Origin of the sequence: Nocardioides sp. Soil805, from assembly GCF_001429625.1 — a bacterium.
Lineage (GTDB): Bacteria > Actinomycetota > Actinomycetes > Propionibacteriales > Nocardioidaceae > Nocardioides.
The window spans coordinates 19587-46234 of record NZ_LMSU01000003.1 but is presented as its reverse complement, the minus strand read 5'-3'; the positions used below and the strand labels follow the sequence as shown (position 1 = coordinate 46234).

27 protein-coding genes and 1 other RNA gene are annotated in these 26648 nt (G+C 72.4%); 15 read left to right on the top strand and 13 right to left on the bottom strand.

The genetic code is table 11. The features are described from left to right. Window positions 1-15 precede the first annotated feature (15 nt). The 4 genes from ASG94_RS15230 to ASG94_RS15215 all read left to right on the top strand — a co-directional run bounded on the left by ASG94_RS15230 (window position 16) and on the right by ASG94_RS15215 (window position 3990). Complete coding sequence (locus ASG94_RS15230; protein ID WP_056927345.1) at window positions 16-555, top strand: hypothetical protein; 540 nt, start codon at window positions 16-18, stop codon at window positions 553-555. A gap of 109 nt (window positions 556-664) precedes the next feature. Continuing rightward, window positions 665-1513, top strand: a complete 849-nt coding sequence (gene panB / locus ASG94_RS15225) for a 3-methyl-2-oxobutanoate hydroxymethyltransferase (protein ID WP_056927344.1) — start codon at window positions 665-667, stop codon at window positions 1511-1513. 62 nt (window positions 1514-1575) lie between these two features. Next, window positions 1576-2778, top strand: a complete 1203-nt coding sequence (locus tag ASG94_RS15220) for a PQQ-dependent sugar dehydrogenase (protein WP_056927343.1) — start codon at window positions 1576-1578, stop codon at window positions 2776-2778. Between the two features lie 27 nt (window positions 2779-2805). Next, window positions 2806-3990 carry a PQQ-dependent sugar dehydrogenase gene (locus tag ASG94_RS15215; protein WP_056927342.1) on the top strand — a complete coding sequence of 395 codons (1185 nt, stop codon included), beginning with the start codon at window positions 2806-2808 and terminating at the stop codon, window positions 3988-3990. Between the two features lie 9 nt (window positions 3991-3999). Here ASG94_RS15215 and ASG94_RS15210 read toward each other — a convergent pair whose 3' ends face one another. Further along, window positions 4000-4227: a hypothetical protein gene (locus ASG94_RS15210; protein ID WP_056927341.1), complete on the bottom strand. Its 228-nt coding sequence runs from the start codon at window positions 4225-4227 to the stop codon at window positions 4000-4002. A gap of 53 nt (window positions 4228-4280) precedes the next feature. Next, complete coding sequence (locus ASG94_RS15205; protein WP_056927340.1) at window positions 4281-4505, bottom strand: hypothetical protein; 225 nt, start codon at window positions 4503-4505, stop codon at window positions 4281-4283. Window positions 4506-4529: 24 nt separating this feature from the next. Between ASG94_RS15205 and map the strand changes: the two genes are divergently transcribed. The 6 genes from map to ASG94_RS15180 all read left to right on the top strand — a co-directional run bounded on the left by map (window position 4530) and on the right by ASG94_RS15180 (window position 10368). Continuing rightward, a complete protein-coding gene (gene map / locus ASG94_RS15200; RefSeq protein ID WP_056927339.1) occupies window positions 4530-5378 on the top strand; it encodes a type I methionyl aminopeptidase in 849 nt (282 codons plus the stop codon). A gap of 41 nt (window positions 5379-5419) precedes the next feature. Then, window positions 5420-7006 (top strand): circularly permuted type 2 ATP-grasp protein, encoded by a 1587-nt coding sequence (locus ASG94_RS15195; protein WP_056927338.1) that lies wholly within the window; start codon window positions 5420-5422, stop codon window positions 7004-7006. Next, complete coding sequence (locus tag ASG94_RS15190; RefSeq protein ID WP_056927337.1) at window positions 7000-7929, top strand: alpha-E domain-containing protein; 930 nt, start codon at window positions 7000-7002, stop codon at window positions 7927-7929. Before ASG94_RS15195 ends, ASG94_RS15190 begins: the two co-directional genes overlap by 7 nt. Then, a complete protein-coding gene (locus ASG94_RS15185; RefSeq protein ID WP_200958142.1) occupies window positions 7929-8768 on the top strand; it encodes a transglutaminase family protein in 840 nt (279 codons plus the stop codon). Before ASG94_RS15190 ends, ASG94_RS15185 begins: the two co-directional genes overlap by 1 nt. Window positions 8769-8802: 34 nt before the next feature. Further along, window positions 8803-9173: RNase P RNA component class A (gene rnpB, locus ASG94_RS17420), an RNA gene on the top strand. Between the two features lie 316 nt (window positions 9174-9489). After that, window positions 9490-10368, top strand: a complete 879-nt coding sequence (locus ASG94_RS15180) for a hypothetical protein (protein WP_156411617.1) — start codon at window positions 9490-9492, stop codon at window positions 10366-10368. 339 nt (window positions 10369-10707) lie between these two features. On the opposite strand, the gene ASG94_RS15175 is transcribed toward ASG94_RS15180, so the two are convergent. Further along, window positions 10708-11166 carry a hypothetical protein gene (locus ASG94_RS15175; RefSeq protein ID WP_056927335.1) on the bottom strand — a complete coding sequence of 153 codons (459 nt, stop codon included), beginning with the start codon at window positions 11164-11166 and terminating at the stop codon, window positions 10708-10710. Then, window positions 11151-14747 (bottom strand): hypothetical protein, encoded by a 3597-nt coding sequence (locus ASG94_RS15170; RefSeq protein WP_156411616.1) that lies wholly within the window; start codon window positions 14745-14747, stop codon window positions 11151-11153. The genes ASG94_RS15175 and ASG94_RS15170 overlap by 16 nt, the downstream gene beginning before the upstream one ends. Before the next feature lie 504 nt (window positions 14748-15251). On the opposite strand from ASG94_RS15170, the gene ASG94_RS15165 reads away from it, so the two are divergent. Beyond that, window positions 15252-16019, top strand: a complete 768-nt coding sequence (locus ASG94_RS15165; protein WP_056927333.1) for a pirin family protein — start codon at window positions 15252-15254, stop codon at window positions 16017-16019. 42 nt (window positions 16020-16061) lie between these two features. Further along, window positions 16062-16397: a GNAT family N-acetyltransferase gene (locus ASG94_RS15160; RefSeq protein ID WP_056927332.1), complete on the top strand. Its 336-nt coding sequence runs from the start codon at window positions 16062-16064 to the stop codon at window positions 16395-16397. Between the two features lie 15 nt (window positions 16398-16412). Here ASG94_RS15160 and ASG94_RS15155 read toward each other — a convergent pair whose 3' ends face one another. Next, complete coding sequence (locus tag ASG94_RS15155) at window positions 16413-17597, bottom strand: endonuclease/exonuclease/phosphatase family protein (RefSeq protein ID WP_056927331.1); 1185 nt, start codon at window positions 17595-17597, stop codon at window positions 16413-16415. A 482-nt stretch (window positions 17598-18079) separates the two neighbouring features. Here ASG94_RS15155 and ASG94_RS22440 point away from each other — a divergent pair, with 482 nt between their 5' ends. Then, the gene (locus ASG94_RS22440; protein WP_056927330.1) at window positions 18080-18889 is read left to right on the top strand and encodes a resuscitation-promoting factor; all 810 of its coding nucleotides are present in this window, start codon (window positions 18080-18082) and stop codon (window positions 18887-18889) included. A 12-nt stretch (window positions 18890-18901) separates the two neighbouring features. Here the strand turns inward: ASG94_RS22440 and ASG94_RS15145 are convergent, their stop codons facing one another. From ASG94_RS15145 to ASG94_RS15130, 4 genes are all read right to left on the bottom strand, one after another. Further along, window positions 18902-20545 (bottom strand): ABC-F family ATP-binding cassette domain-containing protein, encoded by a 1644-nt coding sequence (locus ASG94_RS15145; protein WP_056927329.1) that lies wholly within the window; start codon window positions 20543-20545, stop codon window positions 18902-18904. A 63-nt stretch (window positions 20546-20608) separates the two neighbouring features. Next, window positions 20609-21070 carry an SRPBCC domain-containing protein gene (locus tag ASG94_RS15140; protein WP_056927328.1) on the bottom strand — a complete coding sequence of 154 codons (462 nt, stop codon included), beginning with the start codon at window positions 21068-21070 and terminating at the stop codon, window positions 20609-20611. Further along, on the bottom strand, window positions 21067-21726 hold the full coding sequence (locus ASG94_RS15135; RefSeq protein WP_056927327.1) for a dihydrofolate reductase family protein: 660 nt from the start codon (window positions 21724-21726) through the stop codon (window positions 21067-21069). Before ASG94_RS15135 ends, ASG94_RS15140 begins: the two co-directional genes overlap by 4 nt. 1 nt (window position 21727) lies before the next feature. Then, entirely contained in the window at window positions 21728-22066 is a 339-nt protein-coding gene (locus tag ASG94_RS15130; RefSeq protein WP_056927326.1) for an ArsR/SmtB family transcription factor, read from the bottom strand. A 412-nt stretch (window positions 22067-22478) separates the two neighbouring features. Between ASG94_RS15130 and ASG94_RS15125 the strand changes: the two genes are divergently transcribed. Further along, the gene (locus tag ASG94_RS15125) at window positions 22479-22883 is read left to right on the top strand and encodes a hypothetical protein (RefSeq protein WP_056927325.1); all 405 of its coding nucleotides are present in this window, start codon (window positions 22479-22481) and stop codon (window positions 22881-22883) included. A 16-nt stretch (window positions 22884-22899) separates the two neighbouring features. On the opposite strand, the gene ASG94_RS15120 is transcribed toward ASG94_RS15125, so the two are convergent. From ASG94_RS15120 to ASG94_RS22200, 4 genes are all read right to left on the bottom strand, one after another. Beyond that, window positions 22900-23196, bottom strand: coding sequence for a DUF4193 domain-containing protein (locus ASG94_RS15120; RefSeq protein ID WP_056927324.1), 297 nt, complete (start codon window positions 23194-23196; stop codon window positions 22900-22902). Between the two features lie 129 nt (window positions 23197-23325). Continuing rightward, entirely contained in the window at window positions 23326-23787 is a 462-nt protein-coding gene (locus ASG94_RS15115; RefSeq protein ID WP_056927323.1) for a cupin domain-containing protein, read from the bottom strand. Window positions 23788-23885: 98 nt separating this feature from the next. Then, window positions 23886-25679, bottom strand: coding sequence for an acyl-CoA dehydrogenase (locus ASG94_RS15110; RefSeq protein ID WP_056927322.1), 1794 nt, complete (start codon window positions 25677-25679; stop codon window positions 23886-23888). Between the two features lie 142 nt (window positions 25680-25821). Further along, entirely contained in the window at window positions 25822-25968 is a 147-nt protein-coding gene (locus ASG94_RS22200; protein ID WP_200958141.1) for a hypothetical protein, read from the bottom strand. 136 nt (window positions 25969-26104) lie between these two features. Between ASG94_RS22200 and ASG94_RS15105 the strand changes: the two genes are divergently transcribed. Beyond that, window positions 26105-26458, top strand: a complete 354-nt coding sequence (locus ASG94_RS15105) for a VOC family protein (RefSeq protein WP_056927321.1) — start codon at window positions 26105-26107, stop codon at window positions 26456-26458. Window positions 26459-26648: the final 190 nt, after the last annotated feature.

Below are 26648 nucleotides of genomic sequence, written 5' to 3'. Positions count from 1 at the left end.
CCTAGGGTGGCGGCCATGACGCGCATCGTTCTCGGGCTGGTCGTCGTGCTCCTCCTCTCCGCGTGCAGCTCCGACAGCGGGGCCTCCGACACGGGTGCCACCGGGGAGGGCAGCGGATCCACCGGCGGACTCGACGCCCGGTCGGCCAAGTCCGAGGCCGACACCGAGGCCCGGTCCCTGCTCCCCGACCTCGTCGGCGAGCTCGGGGGCCGGCTCAACGGCATGCAGGCCGGCTTCGTCGAGCGCGGCGGGTTCGGCATCTGGGACTACACCGCGAGCGGCTCCCTCGCCCGGCCGTCCGGCACGCTGTCGCAGTCGCTGGCGACCGCGGAGTCGGTGCTGGAGGAGCACGGCTACACCGTCGAGACCAACGACGCCCAGAAGCGCGTGACCGGTGCCAAGGACGACCTGTCGGTGATCGTCGAGGCCTCGCTGTTGACCGCCGAGGAGAAGGGGGCCGGGCTCAACCTGCGCATGGGCATCGCTGGCATCGAGGACGGCGACGACTTCGCCGGGAGCGCCCCGCCCGAGGACTACGTGGCCTACCTCGGGTGACCGGGGCGCGTGACCCTCGCCACACTGCCGGCGCGAGCAGGCAGCACTAGCCTGACTGGTGGTCCGTGGACTCCACCGGGGAGCTGCGAGATGTCACGAGGAGAGCACCATGAGCGACGAGACGGCGCCGTACGGCACCGGAGCCCCGAAGGCGGCGGCCCCGGTCAAGAAGGTCCGCACCCATCACCTGCGGGAGATGAAGGAGCGCGGCGAGAAGATCACCATGCTCACGGCCTACGACATGTACACCGCGGCGACCTTCGACGAGGCCGGCATCGACCTGCTGCTCGTCGGTGACTCCGCCTCCAACAACGTCTACGGCAACGAGACCTCGCTGCCCGTGACCGTCGACGAGCTGCTCCCCCTCACCCGCGCCGTCGCCCGCAGCGTCAACCGCGCGATGGTCGTCGGGGACCTGCCCTTCGGCAGCTACCAGGCCAGCCCCGAGCAGGGCTACCTCACCGCCGTCCGCTTCATGAAGGAGGCCGGCGCCCACGCGGTCAAGCTCGAGGGCGGGGCCGAGATGGCGCCCGTCATCGAGCGGTGCACCCGGGGCGGCATCCCCGTCATGGCCCACATCGGCTTCACGCCCCAGAGCGAGCACACCCTGGGCGGCTACCGCGTCCAGGGCCGCGGCGAGACCGGCGACCGGGTCCTGGCCGACGCCCGGGCGGTCCAGGAGGCCGGCGCCTTCGCGGTGGTCATGGAGATGGTGCCCGGTGACGTCGCCGAGCAGGTCAGCAAGGAGCTCGTCATCCCGACCATCGGTATCGGCGCGGGCAGCGGCTGCGACGGCCAGGTGCTGGTGTGGCAGGACGCCTTCGGCCTGCGGACCGGCCGGATGGCGCGCTTCGTCAAGCAGTACGCCGACGTCCACGGCGTGCTGCTCGACGCCGCCCGGGCCTACGCCGACGACGTCCGCGGGGGCACCTTCCCCGGCCCCGAGCACACCTTCTGAGACGGCTTCGGGGCCGACGGGGACCCCTCGCCGCCGCGGCGTCCAGCGCGTAGCGTCGCGCCATGACGTCTCGAGGCCCCGTCGGCACTGCCGCCCTCACCCTCGCCGTGGCCCTGGGCCTCGGCACCCTCTCGCCGCTTCCGGTGGCCCGCGCCAACGAGGCCGCAGGGACCCTCGCGCCGCTCCGCACCAGCGCCACCGAGGCGCGTGGCGCGGCGCCCCGCCTGCGGGTGCGGACGGTGGTCGACGGGCTGGCCGTCCCCTGGGACGTGCAGTCGATCGGCGGCGGTCGCCTCCTCGTCACCGAGCGGGACCGCGCCCGGCTCAGCGTGGTGCGCAAGGGACAGCGGCGTACCGTCCGCTTCCCGGGCGACCGGGTCTGGGTGAGTGGCGAGACCGGCCTGATGTCCCTGGCCGTCGACCCGGCGTTCGACCGCACCCGCCGCTTCTGGACCTGCCAGGGCTGGCAGTCCGGCGGCGGGCACGACGTGCGTGTCTCGCTGTGGACGCTCAGCGGCAACGCCCGCCGGGCGAGCCTGGTGCGTCACGTGGTGACCGGCCTGCCGACGACGAGCGGGCGGCACGGCGGCTGCCGCCTTCTGCTCGACGCCGGTTCGAAGGCGCTGTACGTCGGCACCGGCGACGCCGCCGACCCGGCCAACCCGCGCACGCTCACCTCGCTCGGCGGCAAGGTCCTGCGGGTGCACCGGCGCACGGGCCGGGCGCTGCCCGACAACCCGTTCATCGACGCGGCCGACCCCCGCCAGCGTCTGGTCTGGACCTACGGGCACCGCAACGTGCAGGGTCTCGCCCAGCGCCCGTCCGACGGGTCCGTGGTCAGCGTGGAGCACGGCTCCTACCGCGACGACGAGGTCAACGCGCTCTCCCCCGGCGCCGACTTCGGGTGGAACCCCGGTCCCGGCTACGACGAGAGCGTCCCGATGACCGACCAGTCGCTGCCCGGCGAGCAGACCGAGGCCATCTGGAGCTCGGGCGACCCCACCATCGCCACCTCCGGCGCGGCCTGGGTCGCGGGCCGCGGCTGGGGCGCGTACGCCGGCACCCTCGCGGTCGCCGCGCTCAAGGCCGAGGAGCTGGTGTTCCTGCGCTTCGACGACGACCTGGCGCTCCAGCAGACGAGGACGCCGGCACCCCTCCGTGGCCTCGGACGGCTCCGCTCCGTGACCCGGCTGCCCGGCGGCGACCTCCTCGTCACGACGAGCAACGGCAGCGACGACCGCATCCTGCGCGTCTCACCTCGCTGACGGGTGCGTGCCCCCTAGGGTCGGCGCATGCGCCGCGCCCCCCACCTCGTCGCCCTCACCGCCCTCGTCGCCACCCTGCTCGCGACCCTGGTCCCGAGCACCGGCAGCGCGCGCGACGGCGAGCCCGTCCACACGTCGCCCGGCGCGAGGAGCGGGGCACCGGAGACGGCCACGATCCCCGACCTGCGGGTGCGCATGCTCGCCCACGGGTTCCGCTTCCCCTGGGACGTGCAGCAGCTGCCGTCGGGCGCGCTGCTCGTCACGGAGCGCAACCGCGCCCGGTTGCACCACCTGGCGCGGGGCCGGCACCGCAGCATCGAGTTCCCGAGCGAGGACGTCTGGGTCGCGGTCGAGACGGGGCTGATGTCGCTTGCCGTCGATCCCGACTTCGCGACCAACCGGCGCATCTACACCTGCCAGGGCGGCTTCACCGCGACCGGGCACGAGGTCCGCGTCGTCGCGTGGAAGCTGGTCCGCCGCAAGGCCCGGCACCCCCAGACGCTGATCGGGGGCATCCCGGCCCTCGAGGGCGGGCACGGCGGCTGTCGCCTGCTCATCGACCGGGACAACGGCGCACTGCTGGTCGGCACCGGTGACGCCCGGCTCGTCGGCAACGCCCGCAACCTCGACACCCTGGGCGGCAAGGTCCTGCGCCTCGACCGCTTCACCGGGGCTGCGTGGCCGCGCAACACCTGGTACGCCGAGGGCGGCAACCGGGCGTACGTCCTCACCTACGGCCACCGCAACGTGCAGGGCCTGGCCCAGCGCGAGGACGGCCGGATCTGGTCGGTCGAGCAGGGCACCTACCGCGACGACGAGGTCAACCGCCTCCGCGCCGGCGGCGACTACGGCTGGGATCCCCGCCCGGAGTACAACGAGACGTCGCCCATGACCGACCACACCCTCCCGGGACCGCAGGTCGACGCCAAGTGGTCGTCGGGCGACCCCACCCTGGCGACCTCCGGGGCCGCGTGGGTCAGCGGCGAGCAGTGGGGAGACCTGGACGGCACCCTCGCGGTGGCCGCGCTCAAGTCGCAGCGGCTGCTCTTCATGAAGTTCGACCCGATCGGCCGGGTGCGCTGGATCGAGACCCCCGAGCCGACGATGCGGTACGGACGCCTGCGCTCGGTGACGTCCGCCGCCAACGGCGACCTGCTGGTCACCACCTCCAACGGCGGCCTCGACCACGTCCTGCGCGTCTCCCCGCGCTGAGGGGGACGCTCAGGCCCAGTCGAGCCAACGGGCGCCGGCCAGCACCACCGCGAACCAGCCCACCGCGACGAGCACGGGCAGCACGACCACCGCGCGCGGGCGGCGTACGAACCAGCGGCAGCCCTGCCCGAGCGCGACCGCCCAGGCCAGCAGCATCGCCACGGTGACCCACCACGGCGCGTCGACGACCGTCGGGGTCGCGGCCAGCAGGAAGAAGACCGACGCCAGCCCGACCATCCCCGCGAAGGCCCACGGAGAGGCGACCTCCCGGCGGCCCGGGCCGGGGGCGCTCAGTTGTCGGGGGTGCCGTCGGTGAGGCCGTCGCCCGAGCCGGGGCCGTCCTCGTTCCACTTCGGGTCGGTGTCCCACTCCTCGTTGCGCTCCTCGACCTTCTGCAGCGCCCGCCCGGCCTCCTCGGCGGAGGAGTAGGGGCCGAGGCGGTCCGCGTTGCGGCACCCGTCGTGGCCCTCGACCGTCTTGTGCTTCAGGCAGTACCAGTACTCGGAGTCGCTCATACGACGAGAAACTACACTCGCCGGGTGCCGTCCCCCGCTCCCGCCACGATCTCGCCGCGTCGCGCCGTCCCCGCCTCCATCCCCCGCCCCGAGTACGTCGACCGGCCCGCGCCGGTGCCGTTCGAGGGCAGCGAGGTCAAGGACGCCGAGACGATCGAGCGGATGCGGGCCGCGTGCCGCCTGGCCGCACAGGCGCGCGACCTGGTCGGATCCCACGTCGTCCCCGGCATCACCACGGACGAGCTCGACCGGATCGGCCACGAGTTCCTCTGCGACCACGGCGCCTACCCGTCCACGCTCGGCTACCGCGGCTTCCCCAAGTCGCTGTGCTCGAGCGTCAACGAGGTGGTCTGCCACGGCATCCCCGACGCCCGGCCGGTCGAGGACGGCGACATCGTCAACATCGACATCACCGCCTTCCTCGACGGGGTGCACGGCGACACCAACGCGACCTTCCTCGCCGGCGACGTCGACGAGGAGTCGCGCCTGCTCGTCGAGCGCACCCGCGAGGCCCTCGACCGGGCGATCCGGGCCGTGCAGCCGGGCCGGCGGATCAACGTCATCGGCCGGGTCATCGAGGCCTACGCCAAGCGCTTCGGCTACGGCGTGGTACGCGAGTTCACCGGTCACGGCATCGGCACGTCGTTCCACAGCGGGCTCGTGGTGCCCCACTACGACGACCCGCGCTTCGACGACGAGATCCGCGTCGGCATGACGTTCACCATCGAGCCCATGCTCAACCTCGGCACCCACGAGTGGGAGATGTGGGACGACGGGTGGACCGCGGTGACCCGCGACGGCCGTCGCAGCGCCCAGTTCGAGCACACCCTGCTGGTCACGCCCACCGGCGCCGAGGTGCTGACCCTCCCGTAGTTCACGCCGGCGTAACACCGCTACCCCTAGGGTGACTCGCCATGGACTCGATGTTCCACGGCTACCCCGGCGGGACCGGGCCGGCGTACGACGAGATGTTCGACGCCGGCACCATGCGTCCGGCGTACGACCAGTTCCGCTCCACGCTCGACACGATGACGATGGCCGAGCTCGCCACCCGCGTGGAGGCGCTGCAGGCCAGCTACCTCGACCAGGGCGTGACCTTCGACATCGGCGGCGAGGAGCGGGCCTTCCCGCTCGACATCCTCCCGCGGGTCATCGAGCAGGACTCGTGGTCGACCATCGAGCGCGGCGTCCAGCAGCGGGTGCGCGCGCTGGAGGCGTTCCTCGCCGACGTGTACGACGCCGGGCAGGTCTTCACCGACCGCGTCATCCCCCGCCGGGTCATCGCGACCTCGTCGCACTTCCACCGCGCGGCGGCGAGCGTCCGCCCGCCCAACGGGGTGCGGGTGCACGTGAGCGGGATCGACCTGATCCGCGACAACGACGGCGAGTTCCGGGTCCTCGAGGACAACGTGCGCGTGCCGTCGGGGGTCTCCTACGTGATGACCAACCGGCGGGCCATCGCCTCGGCGCTGCCGGAGACCTTCGCCCACCACCGGATCCGCCCGGTGGCCGGCTATCCCCAGCGACTGCTCGCGGCCCTGCGCGCGGCCGCCCCCGCCGGCGTCGCCGACCCGACGGTGGTGGTGCTGACCCCGGGCGTCTTCAACGGCGCCTACTTCGAGCACGCCCTGCTGGCCCGCACCATGGGCGTCGAGCTCGTCGAGGGCCGCGACCTCGAGTGCCGCCGCGGGCGCGTGATGATGCGCACCACCCACGGCCCCGAGCCCGTGCACGTGATCTACCGGCGGGTGGACGACGAGTTCCTCGACCCGGTCCACTTCCGCGGCGACTCGCTGCTGGGCTGCCCCGGCCTCATCGACGCGGCCCGCTCCGGGCAGGTCGTGCTGGCCAACGCGGTCGGCAACGGCGTCGCCGACGACAAGCTCGTCTACACCTACGTCCCCGACCTCATCCGCTACTACCTCGACGAGGAGCCGGTCCTGCGCAACGTCGACACGTGGCGCCTCGGCGACGCCGACGCCCGCGAGGAGGTCATGGACCGCCTCGACGAGCTGGTCGTCAAGCCCGTCGACGGCTCCGGCGGCAAGGGCATCGTCATCGGCCCGGCCGCGTCGCGCGCCGAGCTCGACGAGCTGCGCGGAAAGGTGATGGCCGAGCCCCGCAACTGGATCGCCCAGCCCGTCGTACAGCTCTCCACGGTGCCCACGTTCGTCGACGGCAGACTCGGTCCGCGACACGTCGACCTGCGGCCCTTCGCCGTCAACGACGGCTCCAAGGTGTGGGTGCTGCCCGGCGGCCTGACCCGGGTGGCGCTCCCCGAGGGCGAGCTCATCGTCAACTCCTCGCGCGGCGGCGGCTCCAAGGACACCTGGGTGCTGGCCGGCCCGACGGTCGCACCGGTCCGCGAGGAGGTCGTGGTCGAGGCGACCCCGTCCGAGCCGCCCAGCAGCGGTCCCGCGATCACGGACCTCACCGGTGCCGGCGAGCAGCAGGAGCAGCAACAGCAGCAGGCGCGAGAGGACGGTGGGGCCCCGTGCTGAGCCGCATCGCGGAGTCGATGTTCTGGATCGGCCGCTACGTCGAGCGCGCCGAGGACACCGCCCGGATCCTCGACGTCCAGACCCAGCTGCTGCTCGAGGACACCTCCGGCTCGGAGGAGACCACCTGCCGCAACCTGCTCGCCATCATGGGCGTCGAGTTCGACCCCGACGCCCGCGTCGACACCCGACTGGTGCTCGAGCAGCTCGCCTACGACAGCAGCGCGCCGGCCTCGGTGGCCGCAGTGCTCGGCGCCGCCCGGGAGAGCGCCCGCCGAGCGCGGGAGACCCTGTCGGTGGCCATGTGGGAGGCCCTCAACACCACCCACCGCTCTGTGGTGACCGGGCAGTTCCGCGCGGCCGGGCCGGCGACCGGCTTCCGCTGGGTCCGCGACCGGGCCGCCCTCATCAACGGCGCGGCCGACGCGACCATGACCCGCGACGAGGGCTGGCAGTTCCTGATGCTGGGGCGCTGCCTCGAGCGGGCCGACATGACCTCGCGCCTGGTCGCCACCGCGGCGTACGCCGGCGGCATCGGCTCGCCGTGGACCAACACGCTGCGCGCGTGCGGCGGCTACGAGGCGTTCCTGCGCACCTACAAGGGCGCGGAGACCGAGCGCGGGGCGGCGGAGTTCCTGCTGCTCGACCGGCTCTTCCCCCGCTCGGTGGTCTTCTCGCTCAACCGGGCCGAGCAGTGCCTCGACAACCTCGAGGCCGGCGGCCGCGCCGGCTTCCAGAACGACGCCATGCGGCTCATCGGTCGCACCCGCGCCGACCTGGAGTACCGCTCGCTGAGCGACGTCGTGGCCGACCTGCCCGGCGAGATGGAGAAGCTCCAGCGCACGTGCGCGCTGGCCACCGACGCGGTGACGCGGCGGTTCTTCGCGGGGTCCGAGGGCACCAACTGGCAGGGAGGGCGGGTCTGATGCAGCTCCGGATCATCCACACGACCGGCTTCGAGTACGACGGCAAGGCGCTCGCGTCGTACAACCAGGCGCGGATGACGCCCCTCACCGCACCCGGCCAGATCGTGGTGCACAACCGGCTCGTGGTGAGTCCGACGCCGTGGACGGCGACCTACCGCGACTACTTCGGCAACGAGGTGACCTCCTTCGAGGTGCTCGACCCGCACGACTCGATGACCATCACCGCGACGTCGACCGTGCACACCGAGCGCGCGCCCTCCCCCGGTCCCGTGCTCTCGTGGGAGGAGATCGCCGACCCCGAGGTCACCGACCGGTGGACGGAGTACCTCGAGCTCCCCACCCTCGTCGCTCCCCCCGAGGACGTCGCGCGCACGGCCCGCGAGATCGCCGACGCCAGCGCGACGCCGGGCGAGGCGGCGCGCCGGGTCTGCGACCACGTCCACCAGCAGGTGGCCTACATCCCGGGCACGACCGACGTCGCGACCCCGGCCGCGGAGGCGTGGGCCCAACGCTCGGGGGTCTGCCAGGACATGGCGCACCTCGTGATCGGGGCACTGCGCAGCATCGGGATCCCGACCCGCTACGTCTCCGGATACCTGCACCCCCGCGCCGACGCCGAGGTGGGCGAGACGGTGGCCGGCGAGTCGCACGCGTGGGTCGAGTGGTGGGACGACGGCTGGCAGGGCTTCGACCCCACCAACGACCTCGAGCCCGGAGACCGCTGGGTGGTGGTGGCCACCGGTCGCGACTACCTCGACGTCCGTCCGCTGCACGGCATCTTCCACGGCGCCGGCACCTCGTCGGTCTTCGTCGAGGTCGCCGTCACCCGACTGGCCTGAGCCTGCCCGCACCTGTCATGCTCGGCGCAGCGAATGGGCTGGCCGGGCGACCGCGTTCCCCTCACGGGGACCGAGGAAGGTCCGGGCTCCACAGGGCAGGGTGATGGCCAACAGCCATCCGGGGCAACCCGCGGGACAGTGCCACAGAGAACAGACCGCCTCTCCCCACGGGGAGCGGCAAGGGTGAAACGGTGGTGCAAGAGACCACCAGCGCTCCGGGCGACCGGAGCGGCTAGGTAAACCCCACCCGGAGCAAGATCGAGCAGTGTGTGACCGAGGGCGGCCCGCCCGAGCACACGGGTAGATCGCTCGAGGGAGTCGGCAACGGCTCTCCTAGATGGATGGTCGCCCCGCCCCGGTTCCGGCCGGTGCGGACAGAACCCGGCCTACAGGCCAGCCCATTCGCCACAGCCTGTGACCTGCGCCGACAGTGGTGGCGGCTCTGGGGTCCAGTCGTCCGGGTCCGCCCACAGGTGGCGGCGGTCGCCAGCGTCCCGGCCGCCGACACGTGCTCGAAAGGGGCCTGGACGGTCTTCACGCTCTCGCCGTCACTGACAAGACCCGGGTGCAACCAACTCGGGCGATGGGGTGCGACCGCTACCCAAATTGAGCGACCAGGGCCCTCGATGCCGCACCCGAGGTGCATCCGCCGCTAGCGTCGAGGGAGGCGACGGGCGGGGGGCGATTCATGCGCACACGACGACGGCTGATGACAGCGGTGATGGCGGTGGGGCTGCTCCCACTCGTTGCGGCTCCGGCCAGCGCGGCGCCACCCGCGAACGATGAACCTGTTGGCGCCCTCCCCATGCAGCTGGGTGATCGGGTCGTGCAGGACACGAGCGAGGCCACCACCAACGCCCAGGACGAGGCGCTGAACCTGGGCTGCGGAGCGCCCGCGACGGCCGCCTCGGTCTGGTACACCTACACGCCCGACCAGGACCGCGAGGTCGTGCTGGACGTCACCGAGTCGGAATACAGCAGCGGGATCCTGGTCTTCGCGGGGACACCGAGCGTCGACTCCGTCGTGGGCTGCGGTCCCGGCATCGTCGCGCTGCGCGCGCGGGCCGGGAAGACCTACACCATCATGGTCGTCGCCGACACCGGCACCAGCGGCGGACAGTTGGTGCTGTCGTTGGAGAAGGCGCCCCCGGAGCCGCGGGTCAACGTGTCGCTGGCACCGCGGGGCGTGGCGTTCCGGGGCGGCGCCGCCGATCTCCACGGCACCTACTCCTGCCGCAACGGTGAGTTGGCTGCAGTGAGCGTCACCCTCTTCCAGCGGGCCGGACGGCTGAAGATCCGGGGCAGTTTCAGCACCGAGATCCGGTGCCACGGCCAACGTCGCCGTTGGTCGGCGCGAGTGGTCTCGCCGGTCGGGACCTTCGCTCGGGGCCGTGCCTCGGCGAGGGTCCACATCTTCGCGTGTGGGGTGATCACGTGCCGCCAGGACAAGGCTGAGCGCGACGTCCAGCTCGCGTGGGCTACCGGGCCTGCCAGTCGGCAGCCGGTGACTCCACCCACCACCCGGCCGCAGCGCCCGCGCCCACTCGTCGAGCACCAGGGGCACTGGTCGGGCGTGGCTTCCAGTTCCGCGAGTGCCTGATCGAGTCCTCCGTGCTCCAAGCCGGTTGCGTCGATGTGGGATTGCCGCCGCCGGTAGATCGTGAGCAGGTCGACGACCCGCACGGTCCCCTCGAACAGCTCGTAGGCGGTGCCGTCCGCGAGCGCGGACCTGCACTCCTGAGACGCCGCTCCCTCGACCGCTAGGAGAACGCCCTCGCGACCCGCGGTCCGGGACTCACATCCGCACGTGCCGCTGATGGCGCGCGGCACTGCCGAAGTCCCGTCGGCTGAAGCTCAGGATGGGTTCGCGAGCGATCGAGCCCATTCGCCACACACCGGTCGGGCCACCGTCCGTGGAGTCGCCCGACCGCAGCCACCCTCACGACCCCGTGCCGGTCCCCGGGTCCGGGATCGCCGGCTCGACGTCGGAGAGCGTGACGTCGGGGCAGACCTCCAGCTCGATGCTGCCCCGGTTGGTGTTGAGCACGCTGTAGGTGCCGGCCTCGACGTCGACGACGCCGGGTTGTCGGAGCGACACCCTGACCTCGAACAGCGCCTCGGTGGGCGCGTCGGGGTCGCTGAGCTGCACCACGGTGTCCTCGACCTCCCCCAGGATCGAGCCGGGGGGCAGGGCCTTGACCACGAAGCGGTGCCGCCCGCCCGACGTGGTGAGCAGAGCGGGCTGCCGGACCGTGGGGACGCCCAGGCTGGTGGCGGCGGGGTCGTCGCACGACAGCTCCAGGGCCGGCCCCGGCGGGGTCTCGGACGTCGTCCGGCACCCCGCCACGGCCAGCACCAGGACTCCCAGCCCGACGGCCAGCGTCACGAAGGAGCGCACGGCCCACCTCGCTCGAGCACGAACCGGGAGCCGCTCACGGTCACCGACCGGCCCACCGCACCGCAGAACAGCGTCTGGGTGCTGCCGGTGAGCCTGATGCCGGCGCCGGAGAACAACGGACCCTGCACCCTGATGTTGTCCCCTGCGACGTGCAGGCCGCCGCCCGCGACGACGACGGCACCGCTGCGGGCGGCCGGCTTCAGCACCGCTGCGGGTGCCTCCACCTTCACGCTGCCCTCGGCCGCGAGGGTCACGGAGGCGCTCAGCCCCGTGCCGGAGACCAGCACCGAGCAGGGCACGTAGACAACCCCCGTCAGGTCGGTCGCCTTCGGCGTCCAGGTCCCGTTGACGCAGGCTGCCGGCGAGACGGCGGTGTACGTCGCGCCCGCGGCGACCGCCTCGGTGCCGCCGGGGCGGTACGAGGAGACCGTGAGCACGGGGGGCGTCTTCTCACCCTCGGGCACCTTCAGCGGCGCCGGGTCGATGACCGCGGACCTGTGGGCGTTGAGGTCGGCGACGTACTCCACCCCACCGGTGTAGCGCCCGTTCGCACTGCCGAGCCTGACCGAGCGCTCGCCGTGCACGAGCAGCCTGACCTGCGCCTCGGCGCCCGTGATCTGCAGGTCGTCGGCCGAGGCCCACAGACCCCCCACCTCGATCGCCTGCTCGGGGTCCAGCCGCGCGGACCGAACGACCCCGGAGCGCGAGCCGGTCAGGGTCACCTCGTAGCCGCCGGCAGGCCAGGCCTCGGGCATCGGGAGCGTGACCAACAGGCCACCTTGCGGGTCGGCGTGGTAGGTCAGCGCCGCCGTGGTGCCCAGGATCCGCAGGACGACGTCCTCGGGGTCGTAGCGCGTCGGGTCCGCGGGCAGCGAGCTCTCGAACCCGTCGACGTAGAACGTGTAGTCCTGGTTCACCGTCGGGGAGCCCGGGTAGGTCAGGCGCAGGTCGTGCCCCAGTGCGGCGCCCCCAGCCGTCTGCCCGCGCACCTCGAAGACCTGCACGCCGGGGTCTGCCGCGGGCAGCACCAGCGGCCCGGTCACCTTGCCGTCGGCGCCGACGGGCAGCGTGGCCACGGGACTGCCGTAGCGCTCCACGGCGACGGTCGAACCGGGCGCGTAGCCCGACAGGGCGAGGCTCACCGACGCCCCCGTACCGGCGACGGGGATCGGGACCCTGGTCGCCGTGATCGCCGCGGTCGGCAAGTCGACGGGCGGCTCGTCCGTCGCTGCGAACCCGGCGCGCAGGCCGGCACCGCCGTTCGGACAGAACGAGGTGCCGAGGAAGGTCGCCGTGTTGTGGACGTAGCAGGCCAGCACGTCGATGCCCGCCTGGTTCGGGTGGAACAGCCCGACGCTCCGGTCGAGCCGCTGCTCCACGGTCTCCCCGGACGAGGGGGACTTGACGATGTTGGCCAGGATCTCGTCACCGAAGCCGGGCTCGGTGAACTTCGCCTGTACGGCCTGCAGGGCTGCCGTCAACCGGTCGGTCCGCGCCTGCGGGTCGCACCCGATGGTGAGCCGGGCCAGGCAGTTGCGCAGCGACGCCGCGGCGTCGAGCACCTCGTCCACCAAGGGCTCCACCTCCGGGTCGTGCGTCAGTCGCTCCGCCTCGGCCTGGAAGGTCGCCTCGTCGATGCCGTTGGTGAGCGCGTCGGCCGGGTCCGCCGGGCACAGCGCGTTGGCGCCGAAGGCCCTGCTCACCTCGACCGGAGCGTAGTAGCGGTCGAGTCCCGCGTCGATCTGCCCCTTCTCGGCGACCGTCGTGCTGATCACGTCGGTGATCCGCCCGGCCATGGCGTCGGCGTAGGCGATGTCGTCGGCACCGATGCCACCGCACCACGAAGGAGCCGAGTCCGGGTCGGGCAGGACGCCGGGGTAGTCGACCTGGAAGATGTCGGCGTTCGGGAAGGCGTTGCGGAGCTCGCGCTGGGCGAACCGCTGCTTGTCGGCGAGCCCGTCGATCGCGTCACCGACATGCATGAACCGTTCGTCGATCCGCTTGCAGGTCAGCAGCTTGGCCGCCTGGTTCAACAGCCACGGCGTCCGGTCGTAGGCCGCGAGGATGCGCCTGACCAGTGTCGGCGCGATGCACGCGGTCACCAGGCTGGAGAACTTCGCGTCGTTGCCGCCCATGCCCACCGTGACCAGGTCGACGTCGGTGCGCTCGAGGCCCTCGGTGCCGAGCCGGGCGATGGCGTCGGTGATCTGCGAGTCACTGTCGACGTCGCCGGTGGCCAGGTCGCCGACGATCGGGGGCTTGCCGCCGGGCTCGATCTTGGCGCCGCTGCACGTGAGGTCGACCAGCCGCACGCTGAAGTCGTCACGGAGCCAGTCGGCGACCTGCTTGGGGTAGTTCGCCAGAGCGCGGTGGCACCCGTTGCCGCCGGTGAGGGCAGGGCTGAGGGTGTCCTGCGAGCCGCCGATGGCGTCGGGGAAGTTCGATCCGTTCTCGTAGGCGTTGGCGATGTACGCGCCGATGTCGTCGTAGGCGCTCCCGGCGCCCTCGCCCGACTGGTAGCTGTCGCCGAAGGAGAGCATCACCAGCTCGCTGTCGCCCTTGATGTCGGTGACGGGCGGGTTCATCGTGAACGTCGCCAGCATCACGTTGTCGTCGAGGGACGGGTTGCTGGTGCCGACGTAGATGGTGCGGTCGCCGTTCTCCACGAACGGCCTCAGGTCGTAGAGCTCGTCGTCGGAACGCGGGTCTGTGGGGTAGGCCAGGGGATCGGCCGGGTTGTCGATCGCGTCGCCCAGGCCACCGACCGTGATCAGCGCGCCGTTTCTCGACTGGCCGTCGTCCTCGCCGCCCGCCGAGGTCGTCAGCTGGTCCATCCCGTTGACCAGAACGCTGCTGTACTGCTGGCTGCCGTCCTCCTGGTAGGAGAACGTGATGCCCAGCGACATCTCCAGCCTGGTGCGGGGGTCCCTCAGGTCGATCGGTTCGGCCAGCTTGACCTGGTACTGGTCACCGCCCGGTGAGAGCCCGCCGTACATCAGCGACACCGACTGGTCCTCCTGGACTGCCGGGTCGTCGAAGACCACGACCAGCATCTCGCCCTCGAGCAGGTAGGCGTCCGGCTCGGCCAGGGGGATCTGGACGGTGCCCGCACCCGCAGCGTCGACCACCGGCTTGACGATGTCGGTCACCTCGGCGAAGTAGTTGTAGCTGCCGATGCCGTTGAGGATCTCGTGGGTGATCGGCACCGGGGTGCCGTTCAGCACCGGCTCGTAGCCGCCGGTCACCTGCGCACCCGAGAAGCCCGCGGTGGCGTAGGCCATCCACGCGCTGCGCACGGTGGCGCCCTCGGGCTTGTCGACCCGGATCGACCCGTCGGTCGCGAGGGTTCCCAGCGCCGAGGTCGACTGCGAGATCCGACCGCGTTCGTTGACCACCAGCTGGAGGCCCTCCGCGACCTCTGCCGCTGCCGTCAAGGAGCTTCGCGCCGAGGCCGGCCGGGTGCCGGGCGGGGCGTCACCGTCGGCCGCCGATGAGGACGGCGTCGTGACGAGAGCGGCCCCCGTCGAGAGCAGTCCCCCGGCGAGGATCAGCGAAAGGGTACGGCGAAACGATGCGGACATGAGGCCCCCCGTAGAGTCCGGCTGCGAGCCCTCACCGTAGGAAGACGAGGTGGGGGGCGAAATGCCCCGTCCGGGCCATTGACACGGCACGCTCTGGTCGCATGGACGAGGTTGGACAGTGGCCGAGCCGGCCGTCGAGCGTCTCGTTCGCAGGAAGTCGACCGGCGCGTCCGCACCCCGTCCGCGGCACAGCGTTTCCGCAGGTCAGAGGCCGGCCGACGGCTCCACCCGACCCCACCCGCTCGGGCCGGGTCACGTCCCGGACCACGCGCCGGTCCCGTCGCCCGACCGCCCTCGGACGGGGAGACGTGAGCCGCCCGCCGCTCGCTCCGTCTCGCACCAGACCTCGTGCGCACGCGCGCCCTGGGTGCCGAACGGTATGGACCAGCCGCGCATCATCGACACTGGCACACCGCTGCGGAGAGGTGAGCCCGGGAATGATCGGCGTGACCTGCCAGTTGCCCAGATATAGTTGATAAATCAACGACACGGGAGGACCCCGCCATGAGCACCGTCGACCTGACCCCCACCGTGGACGTGCGTCGCGCCGCCGACCGCTTCTCCAGCCAGTTCGGCTGGTTGGACTCGAAGCACTCCTTCTCGTTCGGCCACCACTTCGACCAGGCCAACACCCATCACGGGCTGCTGCTGGTCAACAACGACGACGTCGTGGACGCGGGCACCGGGTTCGACACGCACCCGCACCGGGACATGGAGATCGTGACCTGGGTGCTCGAGGGCTCGCTGGTCCACCAGGACAGCACCGGTCACAACGGGATCATCTACCCCGGACTGGCGCAGCGGATGAGCGCCGGTCGCGGGATCATGCACTCGGAGAAGAACGACTCCTGGCGGCTGTCGGGCGACGCCCACCGCGACCCGGTCCACTTCGTCCAGATGTGGGTCGTGCCCGACGAGGGCGGCATCACCCCCGGCTACGAGCAGCTCGAGATCGACCATGAGCTGCTGTCGGGCGGCCTCGTCCCCGTGGCCTCCGGGATGGACAAGCACGACGGCGAGTCCGCGATCCGGATCAAGAACAAGTACGCCGCCCTGTACGCCGCGCGCCTGCAACCGGGCCAGTCGGTCGAGCTCCCCGAGGCGCCCTTCCTGCACCTGTTCGTCCCGCGCGGCTCGGTCACCCTCGAGGGAGCGGGCCCGCTCGCCACCGGCGACGCCGTCCGCTTCACCGCCACCGGCGGCCAGCAGGTCACCGCCACGGAGCCGGCGGAGATCCTGGTGTGGGAGATGCACGCCACCGCCGCCGCCTGACCGCAGACCCCGAACCCCCGCCCGCTCTCGGAAGAGGAACCCATGACCCACGACCACGGCTCACCGAAGGCGACGACGACCGAGGTGGTCGACGTCCGGGAGCGTCAGCGCTACGAGGCCCGCCGCGACGGGGCCGTCCTGGGCCACGCGGCGTACCAGGAGACCGACCAGCTGGTGGTCTTCACCCACACCGAGGTCGACCCGTCCCTGGAGGGTCAGGGCATCGGCGGGCTCCTGGTGCGTGGCGCCCTCGACAACGTACGCCGCCGCGGGCTCGCCGTCCTGCCGATCTGCCCCTTCGTCCAGGCGTGGATGACGCGGCACCCCGACTACGCCGACCTGGACTACCGCAGCCCCGGCAGCACGGTGACGGACTGAGCGCCGCCCCCTCCCCTAGCGCGAGGCCGGGAAGACCAGCTGCGCCACGACGCCGGCGTGGTCGGAGGGCCACAGCCCGGACGCCGTCCGGTCGCCGAGCTCCTCGCCCACGATGTCGGCACGCGGCGCCTTCACGTCGGTGCCGGCCAGGACCAGGTCGATGCGCTCGGTGAGCGGGTTGTCGGGGTCACTGACGGTGGCACCGAAGCAGCAGGTGAACCCCGGGTTGCGCCGGTGGCTGCGGGTCCAGGCGTCCTGTCCGACGCCGGCGAGCAGCCGTGAGTACGCCGGCGCGTCGGGCGCGTCGGAGTTGTAGTCCCCGACGTAGACCATCGGCAGGACGCCGGACTGGGCCGCGACCGCGTCCTGCGCCGCGAGCAGCTCGCCGACCTGCGCCACGCGCACCGCCTCGGCGTCCACGCCCGGGATGCCGAACGCCTCGAGGTGGGAGTTGACGAAGCGGAAGCTCGCGCGCCGCGTCGTGACGTCCACCGAGCCCCAACCGCGCGCGACCGGGAGGACGGAGCCGTTGAACGGGAAGCTGACGATGGTGGTGTAGGTGCCGGTGCGTGCGTTGCTCACGCCCACGCCGTCGCGGGCGATGATCACGTCCCGGTCGGCGAGCCGGACGGCCGCCGTCGGGAAGGCCTGCCCGGCCAGGATCGGGATCGGCGGCGAGGAGAAGTTGTGCGCGGTCGCGCCCGCGACCTCGTGGTACGCGACGCCGCGTGCGGCGAGTGCATCGAGCAGCAGGTCGAGGAAGTCGTAGGCGACGACCGGGTTGCTCACCGCTCCCGTCAGCGGGTCGTAGGTGAAGGTGGTCCACTCGGTGACCTCCTGCAGCCCGACCACGTCGGGGTCGGCCGCCACGATCTCGTCGGCGATCGCGGCCATCCGCTCGGCGGGCTTCGTCGCCTGCACGGCTCCCCAGGTCTGGGTCGCCGCCCCGACGATCGCGGCGGCGTTGCCGCTGGCGAGGGCCGTCAGGATCGGGCCGAGGTCGGCGCCGAGGTAGAGGTTGCGGGTCATCACCGTCCCGGTGCGCGCCGGTGCGGCGGCCTGCGACGACTGCGCCGCGGACGGCGACGGGGGGCCTGCGGTGGCCCCACCCCCCGGCGCCAGCGTGGCGGTCGCGGCGAGGATCGAGGCGCAGAGGCCGAGTACGGCGGCGCGACGGCGGGCGGGCGCGGAGGTGGTCATCCTCGGACCGTCGCACCCTGCGCCCGGGGCGACAAGCCCCATCTGGGGTAAGCCCCGGCCCATCGGAGACAGCGGAGCGGAAATAGCAGAACCGCCCACGGTCTCGGGTCCGCGGGCGGTTCTGGGGATGAATCTACGTCCCACTCCTCCTCATCTCGGTCACAGGTCGTCAACACGCGGTCCACGAATCGGCAACGTCGGCGCAAGGAGCCGTCTCGGGCACCGGGGCCCGCCCCGCGCCCGGTCGTGACCCTGCTCACGCCCGGGACGTCGTACCAGCGTGGGAGCCGCTGCGGGCCGCCGTTCCCGATTCGACGTGCCGCACCGGGTCGTGTTGTGGTGTTGGGGCCGCCGGCTGCGTCCTCCACGACGAGAGGCGCCTCCCATCGCGAGGTGTCGCGCGCCGCGGCCTCGACGCCCGACCCGACGGCGTCGCGTCCGAGCGCCCCCGACGGCGCAACGAGCTCCGTGAGGTCTTGCCTGTGCATGCCACCACCACACCGTTCCTGTCCGCCCGCCTCCGCGGGGCCGCCGCCGGCACCGCCGCAGCCGCTCTCGCGCTGACCCTCGTGCCGGGCGTCGCCTCGGCCCAGGGCACCACCGAGGACGCGGTCTCCGTCCGCCTGAAGGTCGCCACCGAGCCTGCCGTGGAGGTCGCCGTCGTGCCCCGCGCGTGGCCCACCAGCCTGCTCGAGGAGCAGGGCGTCCCGGTCGACGGGAATGACGTGGTCGAGGTCGTCCGCGACGGCCGCGAGGTCACCGGCACCAACAAGCGCGTCCGGCAGGGCGACACGGTGCGCCTCGTCGACGTCGAGAAGCAGCGCAGGACCAAGAGCGCCCGCGTCCGGGCCGGAGTCGTCGAGGTCCCCACCACCAAGCTGGCCCCCGGTCGGCGCAAGGTGGTCCGCCAGGGGAAGGCGGGCCTGCGACGGATCGTCGCGGTGCGCACGCTCCACAACGGCGAGCCGACGAAGTACCGCGTCGTGTCCCGCACGCTGGTCCGCAAGCCGAGCCCCCGTCGGGTGCTCGTCGGCCGCCAGCCCTGGTCCGTCCCCGGGACGGACGGGCTCAACTGGGGCGCCCTCGCCAACTGCGAGTCCGGCGGCAACCCCCGCGCGGTCAACGCGGCCGGCTACTACGGCCTCTACCAGTTCGACGTCTCCACGTGGCGCGGCGTCGGCGGGTCCGGCATGCCGCACCAGGCGTCGCCCGGCGAGCAGACCTACCGCGCCAAGCTGCTCTACAAGGCTCGCGGCCGCTCCCCCTGGCCCACCTGCGGTCGCCTGCTCTGAGCGGTCCGGGCCTCAGGTGTGGCGTACGACGACCTGACCGCCGTCGACGTCCCACCGCTGGTCCAACCTGACGTTCTCCAGCAGCCGGCGGTCGTGGGAGACGAGCAGCAGCGCCCCGTCGTACGACGCCAGCGCCTGCTCGAGCTGCTCGATCGCCGGCAGGTCGAGGTGGTTGGTCGGCTCGTCGAGCACGAGCAGGTTGACCCCGCGCGCCTGCAGCAGCGCCATGGCCGCGCGGGTGCGCTCGCCCGGTGACAGGCGGCCGACCGTGCTGGTGACCTGGTCGGCCTTCAGCCCGAACTTCGCCAGCAGCGTGCGCACCTCGGCCTGGGTCATCGAGGGCACCGTCGCCTCGAAGGCGTCCCCGAGGGGCAGGTCCTCGTCCAGGGTGGTGCGGGCCTGGTCGATCACCCCCACGGCGACCGAGGCCCCGAGCGAGGCCGAGCCCGCGTCGGGGACCGACTCGCCCAGCAGCAACCGCAGCAGCGTGGTCTTGCCGGCCCCGTTGGGGCCGGTGATGCCGATCCGGTCGCCGGCGTTGACCTGCACGGAGACGGGACCGAGCCGGAACTCCCCGAGCGAGAGCGTCGCCTCGTTGAGCGTCGCGACCACCTCGCTGGAGCGCGGTGCGGCGGCGATGTCGAACTGCAGGACCCACTCCTTGCGCGGCTCCTCGACCTCCTCGAGCCGCGCGATCCGCGACTCCATCTGGCGGACCTTCTGGGCCTGCTTCTCCGAGGACTCGGTGGCCGCCTTGCGCCGGATCTTGTCGTTGTCGGGGCTCTTGCGCATCGCGTTGCGCACGCCCTGGGAGCTCCACTCGCGCTGGGTGCGGGCCCGCTGGACGAGGTCGGCGCGGGTCCCGGCGTACTGCTCGTAGGCCTCCCGGGCGTGGAGCCGGGCCACGGCCCGCTCCTCCAGGAACGCGTCGTAGCCGCCGTCGTAGACGCTCACCTGGCCCTGTGCGAGGTCGAGCTCGACGATCCGGGTGACGCAACGGGCGAGGAACTCCCGGTCGTGCGAGACCAGGACGACCCCGCCGCGCAGGCCCTGCACGAAGGCCTCCAACCGGGCCAGGCCGTCGAGGTCGAGGTCGTTGGTCGGCTCGTCGAGCAGCACCACGTCGAAGCGGCTGAGCAGCAGCGCGGCCAGCGCCACCCGGGCGGCCTGCCCGCCCGAGAGCGCGGTCATCAGGGCGTCGGGCCCGACGTCGAGCCCCAGGTCGGCCAGCACCGGGGCGATCCGGTCCTCGAGGTCGGCCGCGCCGCTCGCCAGCCACCGGTCGAGCGCGACGGCGTACGCGTCGTCGACCCCCGGCCCGCCGGACCCGAGGGCCGCGGCCGCCGCCTCCATCGCCGCGGTCGCCTCGGTGGCACCGGTACGCCGCGCCAGGTAGTGCGCGACGGTCTCCCCCGGCACCCGTTCGTGCTCCTGCGGGAGCCACCCGACGAAGGCGTCCCGCGGCGCACACTCCACGGAGCCGGCCATAGGCTGCGCCGCTCCCCCGAGCAGCGACAGCAGGGTCGACTTGCCGGCGCCGTTGGCGCCGACGACCCCGATCACGTCGCCCGGGGCGACGGTGAGGTCCAGCGCCTCGAAGAGCACCCGGTGACCGTGTCCGCCGGACAGGTCCTTCGCGATCAGCGTGGCGGTCACGCGGGCGAGCCTAGCTCCGCCCGACGGGACCCGAGGACCACGGTCCCGCACGGGGCGGTCGTGTCACGCGAGGTGGTCGCCCAGCGCGTCGAGCAGGCCCCGGCTGCCTGCCTCGCGGTTCGCGCCGTCGGCCCAGAACTGGTCGAAGAAGACGCCGTGCTCGACGTGGGTGAACCGGGTGCCCTCCTCGATCGGCTCGAGCTCGAGCGAGGCCACCGACGTGGACATGTGGACCCCGTCGATCCACATGTCGTACGTCGTGACGATGCGGACGTGCTCGACGATGTCGGTGTAGGTGGCCTCGTAGCGGGAGACCGGGCCGTCGTGGAACCTGCCCTCCGCCACGTCGCGCCCACCGACCCGGAAGTCGAAGGCCCACTCGCCGGACTCGAACGCGTCGCCGGCGCCGAACCACGCCAGCTTCTGGTCCTCCCGGGCGAACGCGGCCCAGACGCGGTCCGGAGGCACGGGGTAGTCGCGGGTCAGGGTGAAACCGGCGCGGGCGAGTCGACGTTCGGTCGTCATGAGGGGTCCTGTCGGGTGAAGGTGACGTGGATCGTGCCGCTCTCCGACACCTCGGTCCTCGCCGCGTGGGTGAGCTCGAGGCCGCGCAGGTCGTCCCACAGCCGGGTGCCCCGCCCCAGCAGGATCGGGGCGATCATGACGTGCAGGTCGTCGACCAGTCCGGCGCGCAGGAAGTCGCGCGCGGTGCGGACCCCACCGCCGACGCGCACGTCCAGGCCGCCGGCCGCGTCGGTCGCCTCGGCGAGCACGTCCTCGACCGCCGTGCTGCGGAAGTGGAACGTCGTACCGCCCTCCATCGGGATCGACGGGCGGGGTGCCGTGTGGGTCAGGACGTAGACCGGTGTGCCGAACGGCGGCCGGTCACCCCACCAGCCCCTCCAGTCGGGATCGTCGGGGAAGGCGTGCAGGCCGAACATGGCCGCGCCCATGATCTCGGCGCCGATGCCCTCGAAGTGCGCGGCGGCGTGGGAGTCGTCGAGGCCGGTCGTGCCGGCGCCGCTGGTGTCGCCGAGCACGCGCGCGCGGAACGTGCGCGTCGCGGCGTAGGCCGCCGTGAGGCGACCCCAGTCCTCCCCCATCGGGTTCTCGGGCGTGCGGTCGGTCGTCGAGGCGTAGCCGTCGAGCGAGGCGAACAGGTCGATGCGGACGCGGGTCATGTCAGGTCTCCTTCGGGTGGGTGCGGGCCAGGTGGACGCCGAGCCGGTCGGCCTGGCGCTCCGCACCGGTGCGTTGCTCGCCGAGCCACAGGTGCAGCACGTCGAGGGCTCCCGGTCGCAGGCTGACGGTGCGGACGCGCCCGTGCTTCTCCGAGGTCACCACCCCCGCGTCCTCGAGGACGCGCAGGTGCTGCATGAGTGACGGCAACGCCATCGAGAACGGCGCCGCGAGCTCGGACACGACGGCCGGCGACGTCGCCAACCGCTCGACGACGGCACGACGCGTCGGATCCGCGAGCGCCCGGAGGAGCGCATCGACGTCGTCGTGATAGTTAGGCATTGACCTAACTATTGTCGTCGCGCAGCTATTCGTCAACCCTCAGGTGCGCGGTGCGCCGCGGACCTACGATGGCGCGACCAGCCCCTCGACCCGTCCCGGGAGCACCCCATGTCCCACGGAGCTCCGACGCGGCTCCGGGTGCTGCGTGCGGCACCCGGGCACGGACCCGGGCCGCTGTCCGCCCTCGTCGTCGCGGGCGCCCTGGTGCTGGCCGGCTGTTCAGCGCCGTCGCAGCCTTCCCAGCACCAGACGCGGAGCTCGGTCGCCGACGTCACTGGAGACGTCGTCGTCTCGGGCTCGGGGCCCGGGGGCGCGTCGGTCGTGGACGCTCCGGACAACCCACCGTGCCGGCGTCGACGGTCACCCCGGCCACACGACTGCCGACATCGTCACCACGACCATCGACCACGGGGTGGACGACCTGACGTTCGAGGTCGCCTTCGCGGACCTGGAGCGCGGGCAGTACCTGGACCTGACCGCCTGGCTCACGACCGACGCCGACGACTCGCGCCGTCAGCTCACCGCGCTCGCCCACCTGGGCAGGCACCAGGTGGATCTGTACGCCCCGGACGCCTCCTCGACGTGTGAGGCCGCGACCGTCGACGTCGACTACACCAGCGACATGCTGACCATGAGCGTGCCGCGCAGCTGCCTCGACGAGCCGCGGTGGATCGAGGTGGAGGTGGTCGCGTCCACGATGGAGTACGACGCCTCCCCCGACGCTCCCGGCGCGGACCTCGTCCGGCAGGACGACGCCTTCCAGGAGGGCTTCACCCGGTCGCGGGGCGAGGCCGGCCCACGGCTCCACCACCCGTGAGTGGCCGGCGCCGGCGTCAGGCGCAGTCGCGGCAGAGGTCGGTGCCCGGCGCGGCCCGTCGGGACACGTGCTGGACGAGGAAGCAGGACGTGCAGGTGAACTCGTCGTTCTGCCTCGGCGTGACCTCGACGGAGAGGACCTCGTGGGAGAGGTCCGCGCCGGGGAGCTCGTAGGACTCCGCGAGCTCGGTCTCGTCCTCGTCGATCTTGCCGGAGGTCTTGTCCTGCTCGCCCGAGGTCAGGCGGCGGGCCTCCAGGCTCTCTTCCTTCTGCTCGTCTTCACTCTTGCGGGATGCGTCGTAGTCGGTGGCCATGCACAGTCCTCTCGGGGCGGAGCGCGCATGCTAGCCCCGACTCCGTCGTGCCGTGCAATGCGGACGACCGCCGGGCCTGCCGCCGAGCCTGAGCGTGGGTCTCGTCGAGACGAGGGCCACACATCGACCTCAGTCGACGTCGAGCGGCGGGCCCAGTGCGCGTACGCCGTACCGGTCGCCGATCTGCCACACCCGGTCCGGGTCCGGCGGTCCCTGCAGGCTGCCGAAGTACTCGGCCTGCTCCGCGAACATGCCCTCGAGACCGGCCGGAGTGGTCACCCCGAAGGCCCGCACGGGCTCGTCGCCGAGGTTCGCGAAGGTGTGCGGCACCTCACGGGGCAGCCACACGAGCTCGCCGTCGCCGGCCTCGAACCGTAGGTCGCCGACGAGGAAGGTCATCACGCCGCTGATGATGAAGACGGCCTCGTCCTCGCGCGTGTGCACGTGGACGCCCGGGCCCGAGGAACGCGCGGGCAGCCGGGCTTCGCCGAACATCACCGACCCGGCTGTGCGCTCGCCTCCGGCCAGGACCTGCCACGGTCCCGGCGCCGTCACGTCACGCTGCACGACGAACGACTCCGTCAACGTCATGGCTCGACCCTCTCCGACGCTCGGGCTCCTCGCACGATGGTGCACCCGCGTCGGCCTGCTCCGCCACCACCAGCCCGCCAGCGCTGAGGTGTGGTCGGTCAGAGGACGCCTGGGTCGAGGTCCAGCGTGGTGCGGTCCCCCGCGGCGAGCAGGTCGAGCATCGGCCCGACCTTCGGCAGCTCACGGCCGAAGAAGTACGCCGTCGCGGCCCGCTTGCCGTCGTGGAACGCCGACTCCTGTCCCTGGACCACCAGCCACTGCTCGAGCCAGAGCCACCCCACGACCAGGTGGCCGGTGGCCTCCAGGTAGGCGGTGGCGTCGGCCAGCATCGCCTGCTGGTCACCGCGGCTCCCGATGGCACCCGTGACCTCGACCAGCCGGTCGGCAGCGGCCGTGAGCTGCGCGGCGTACCACTCGCCGTCGGTGTCCCCGGTGCCGGCGGCACGACGCGCGGTCTCGTGCATCCGGCCGACGAGGAGGCCCAGCCCGGCGCCGCCGTCCATCAGCACCTTGCGACCGAGGAGGTCGAGGCCCTGGATGCCGTGGGTACCCTCGTGGATCGCGTTGAGCCGGTTGTCGCGGTAGTGCTGCTCGACGTCGTGGTCGCGCGTGTAGCCGGCGCCGCCGAGCACCTGGATGGCCAGGTCGTTGGCCGCCAGGCACCACTGCGAGGGCCAGCTCTTGGCGATCGGGGTGAGGACCCCGAGCAGCTTCTCCGCCTCGGCCGTCGCGGTCGCGTCGTCCAGGGAGGCGATGTCGTCGACCAGCCGCGAGCAGTAGAGGTTGAGCGCCAGCGCCCCTTCGACGTACGACTTCTGCGCGAGCAGCATCCGGCGCACGTCCGGGTGCTCGACCAGCGGCACCTGGGGTGACTCCGGCGACGCACCCAGCGGCCTGCCCTGCAGCCGCTCGCGCGCGTAGGCCAGGGACTTCAGGTAGCCGGTGTAGCCGAGGGCCGTGGCGCCGAGGCCGACGCCGATCCGCGCCTCGTTCATCATCGTGAACATGGCGGGCAGGCCACGGTTCTCGCTGCCGACGAGGTAGCCGACGGCGCCCGCGCTCCCGCCGGGCGTGAAGGCGCCCTCACCGAAGACGGGAGCGGTGTTGACCGTGCCACGGAAGCCCATCTTGTGGTTGATGCCGGCCAGGACGACGTCGTTGCGCTCGCCGACCGACCCGTCCTCGGCCACCAGGAACTTCGGCACCAGGAACAGCGAGATCCCCTTGGTGCCGAGCGGGGCGCCGGGGGTGCGGGCGAGCACGAGGTGCACGATGTTCTCGCCCATCTCGTGGTCCCCGCCGGAGATCCACATCTTGCGGCCGAAGACCCGGTAGGTGCCGTCGGGCTGCGGCTCGGCCCGGGTCGTGATGTCGGCCAGGTTGGAGCCCGCCTCCGGCTCCGAGAGGGCCATCGTGCCGAAGAAGCGGCCCGTGGTCATCGGCTCCACGAAGCGGCCGACCAGCTCCGAGGTCGCGTGCACCGTGAGGAGGTGGGCGTTGGCCATGGTCAGCAGCGCGTAGCCCGCCGTACCGACGTTGGCCGCGTGGAACCACGCCATGCACGCCCCGAAGACCGACGAGGGCACCTGCAGCCCGCCGGCCTCCTCGCCCAGGGGTGCGGCCATGAAGCCGGCGTCGGCGAAGGCCCGCAGCGCCGGTTCGACCTCCGGGACCAGCTCGACGCGCTCGCCGTCGAAGCGCGGCTCCGCGAGGTCCGCGTCACGGTTGTGCGGCGCGAAGTGGTCGGTCGCGATCCGCTCCGCGAGTCCCAGCAGGTCCTCCACGACGTCGCGCGAGTGCTCGGCGTACCGCTTCCGCTCGAAGAGCGCTTCGGTGTCGAGCCACTCGAAGAGCAGGAACTCCAGGTCGCGGCGCGACATGATCAGGCTCATCCATCACTCCCTCGTCGGCTGTCCTCACCCCATGCCTACACGACGCGGCCACCAGCTCGCGGAGGAGGTACGACGAGGGGCCCCCGTCGGCGGGCAGGACGAGGACGCCGCTCACACCGGGTGCGGCGGCCGAGCCGGCCCTTCAGCGCGTGCCGGCCGCGTCGCGGCGCTTGTTCTCCTTGTCGACGGCGACGGCGAGGTCGTGGATCAGGCGCGAGTGCCAGCGCTCATGAGCCGCGAGGTCGTCGGTCAGGGCGTGGCAGTCCGGGCAGGACGCTGAATCTTCCATGGCTTCTCCCTGGGACGAGGGCTTCGTTCCACGGTGGCACGACCGGGAGTCGACGTCCATGGCTCCCTGGGACCCACGACGTGTCCCGGCGGGTAATGCCTGTCGCTCGCGCCCGGCGGGCCCTATGTTCTGCCCCATGAGCTTGGAATGGGAGCAGGTGCTCGTCCACGCGCAGGACCCGGAGGCGCTCGGGCGTTGGTGGGCCGAGGCCCTCGGCTGGGTGGAGGTCTACTCCTCCGAGCACGAGTTCGAGATCCGCGCGGAGCCGGACCGCATGCCGGGGCTGGACTTCGTGCGGATCGACGAGGCCAAGCAGGCCAAGAGCCGCCTGCACCTCGACTTCCGGCCCGACGACCAGGACGCCGAGGTCGCTCGCCTGCTCGCCCACGGCGCACGCCGCGTCGACGTCGGCCAGGGCGACCAGGCGTCGTGGGTCGTGCTGGCGGATCCCGAGGGCAACGAGTTCTGCGTCCTCGGGCCGGCGTCGTGAGGCGCTCGTAGCCCCGTGGCCGTCGACCGGGTCGTCCCCGACCTGACGGTGCCCGACCTCGTGACCCGTGACGCCTCGGCCGCGGTCACCGATTCGGGTGATTGACCTCCGACGGGCTGCGGGCGGACGATGCAAGACAGGTGTCCCGTCGTCGTGGGCAACCGAGCTCGCCCGGGCACGTACGGAGTGG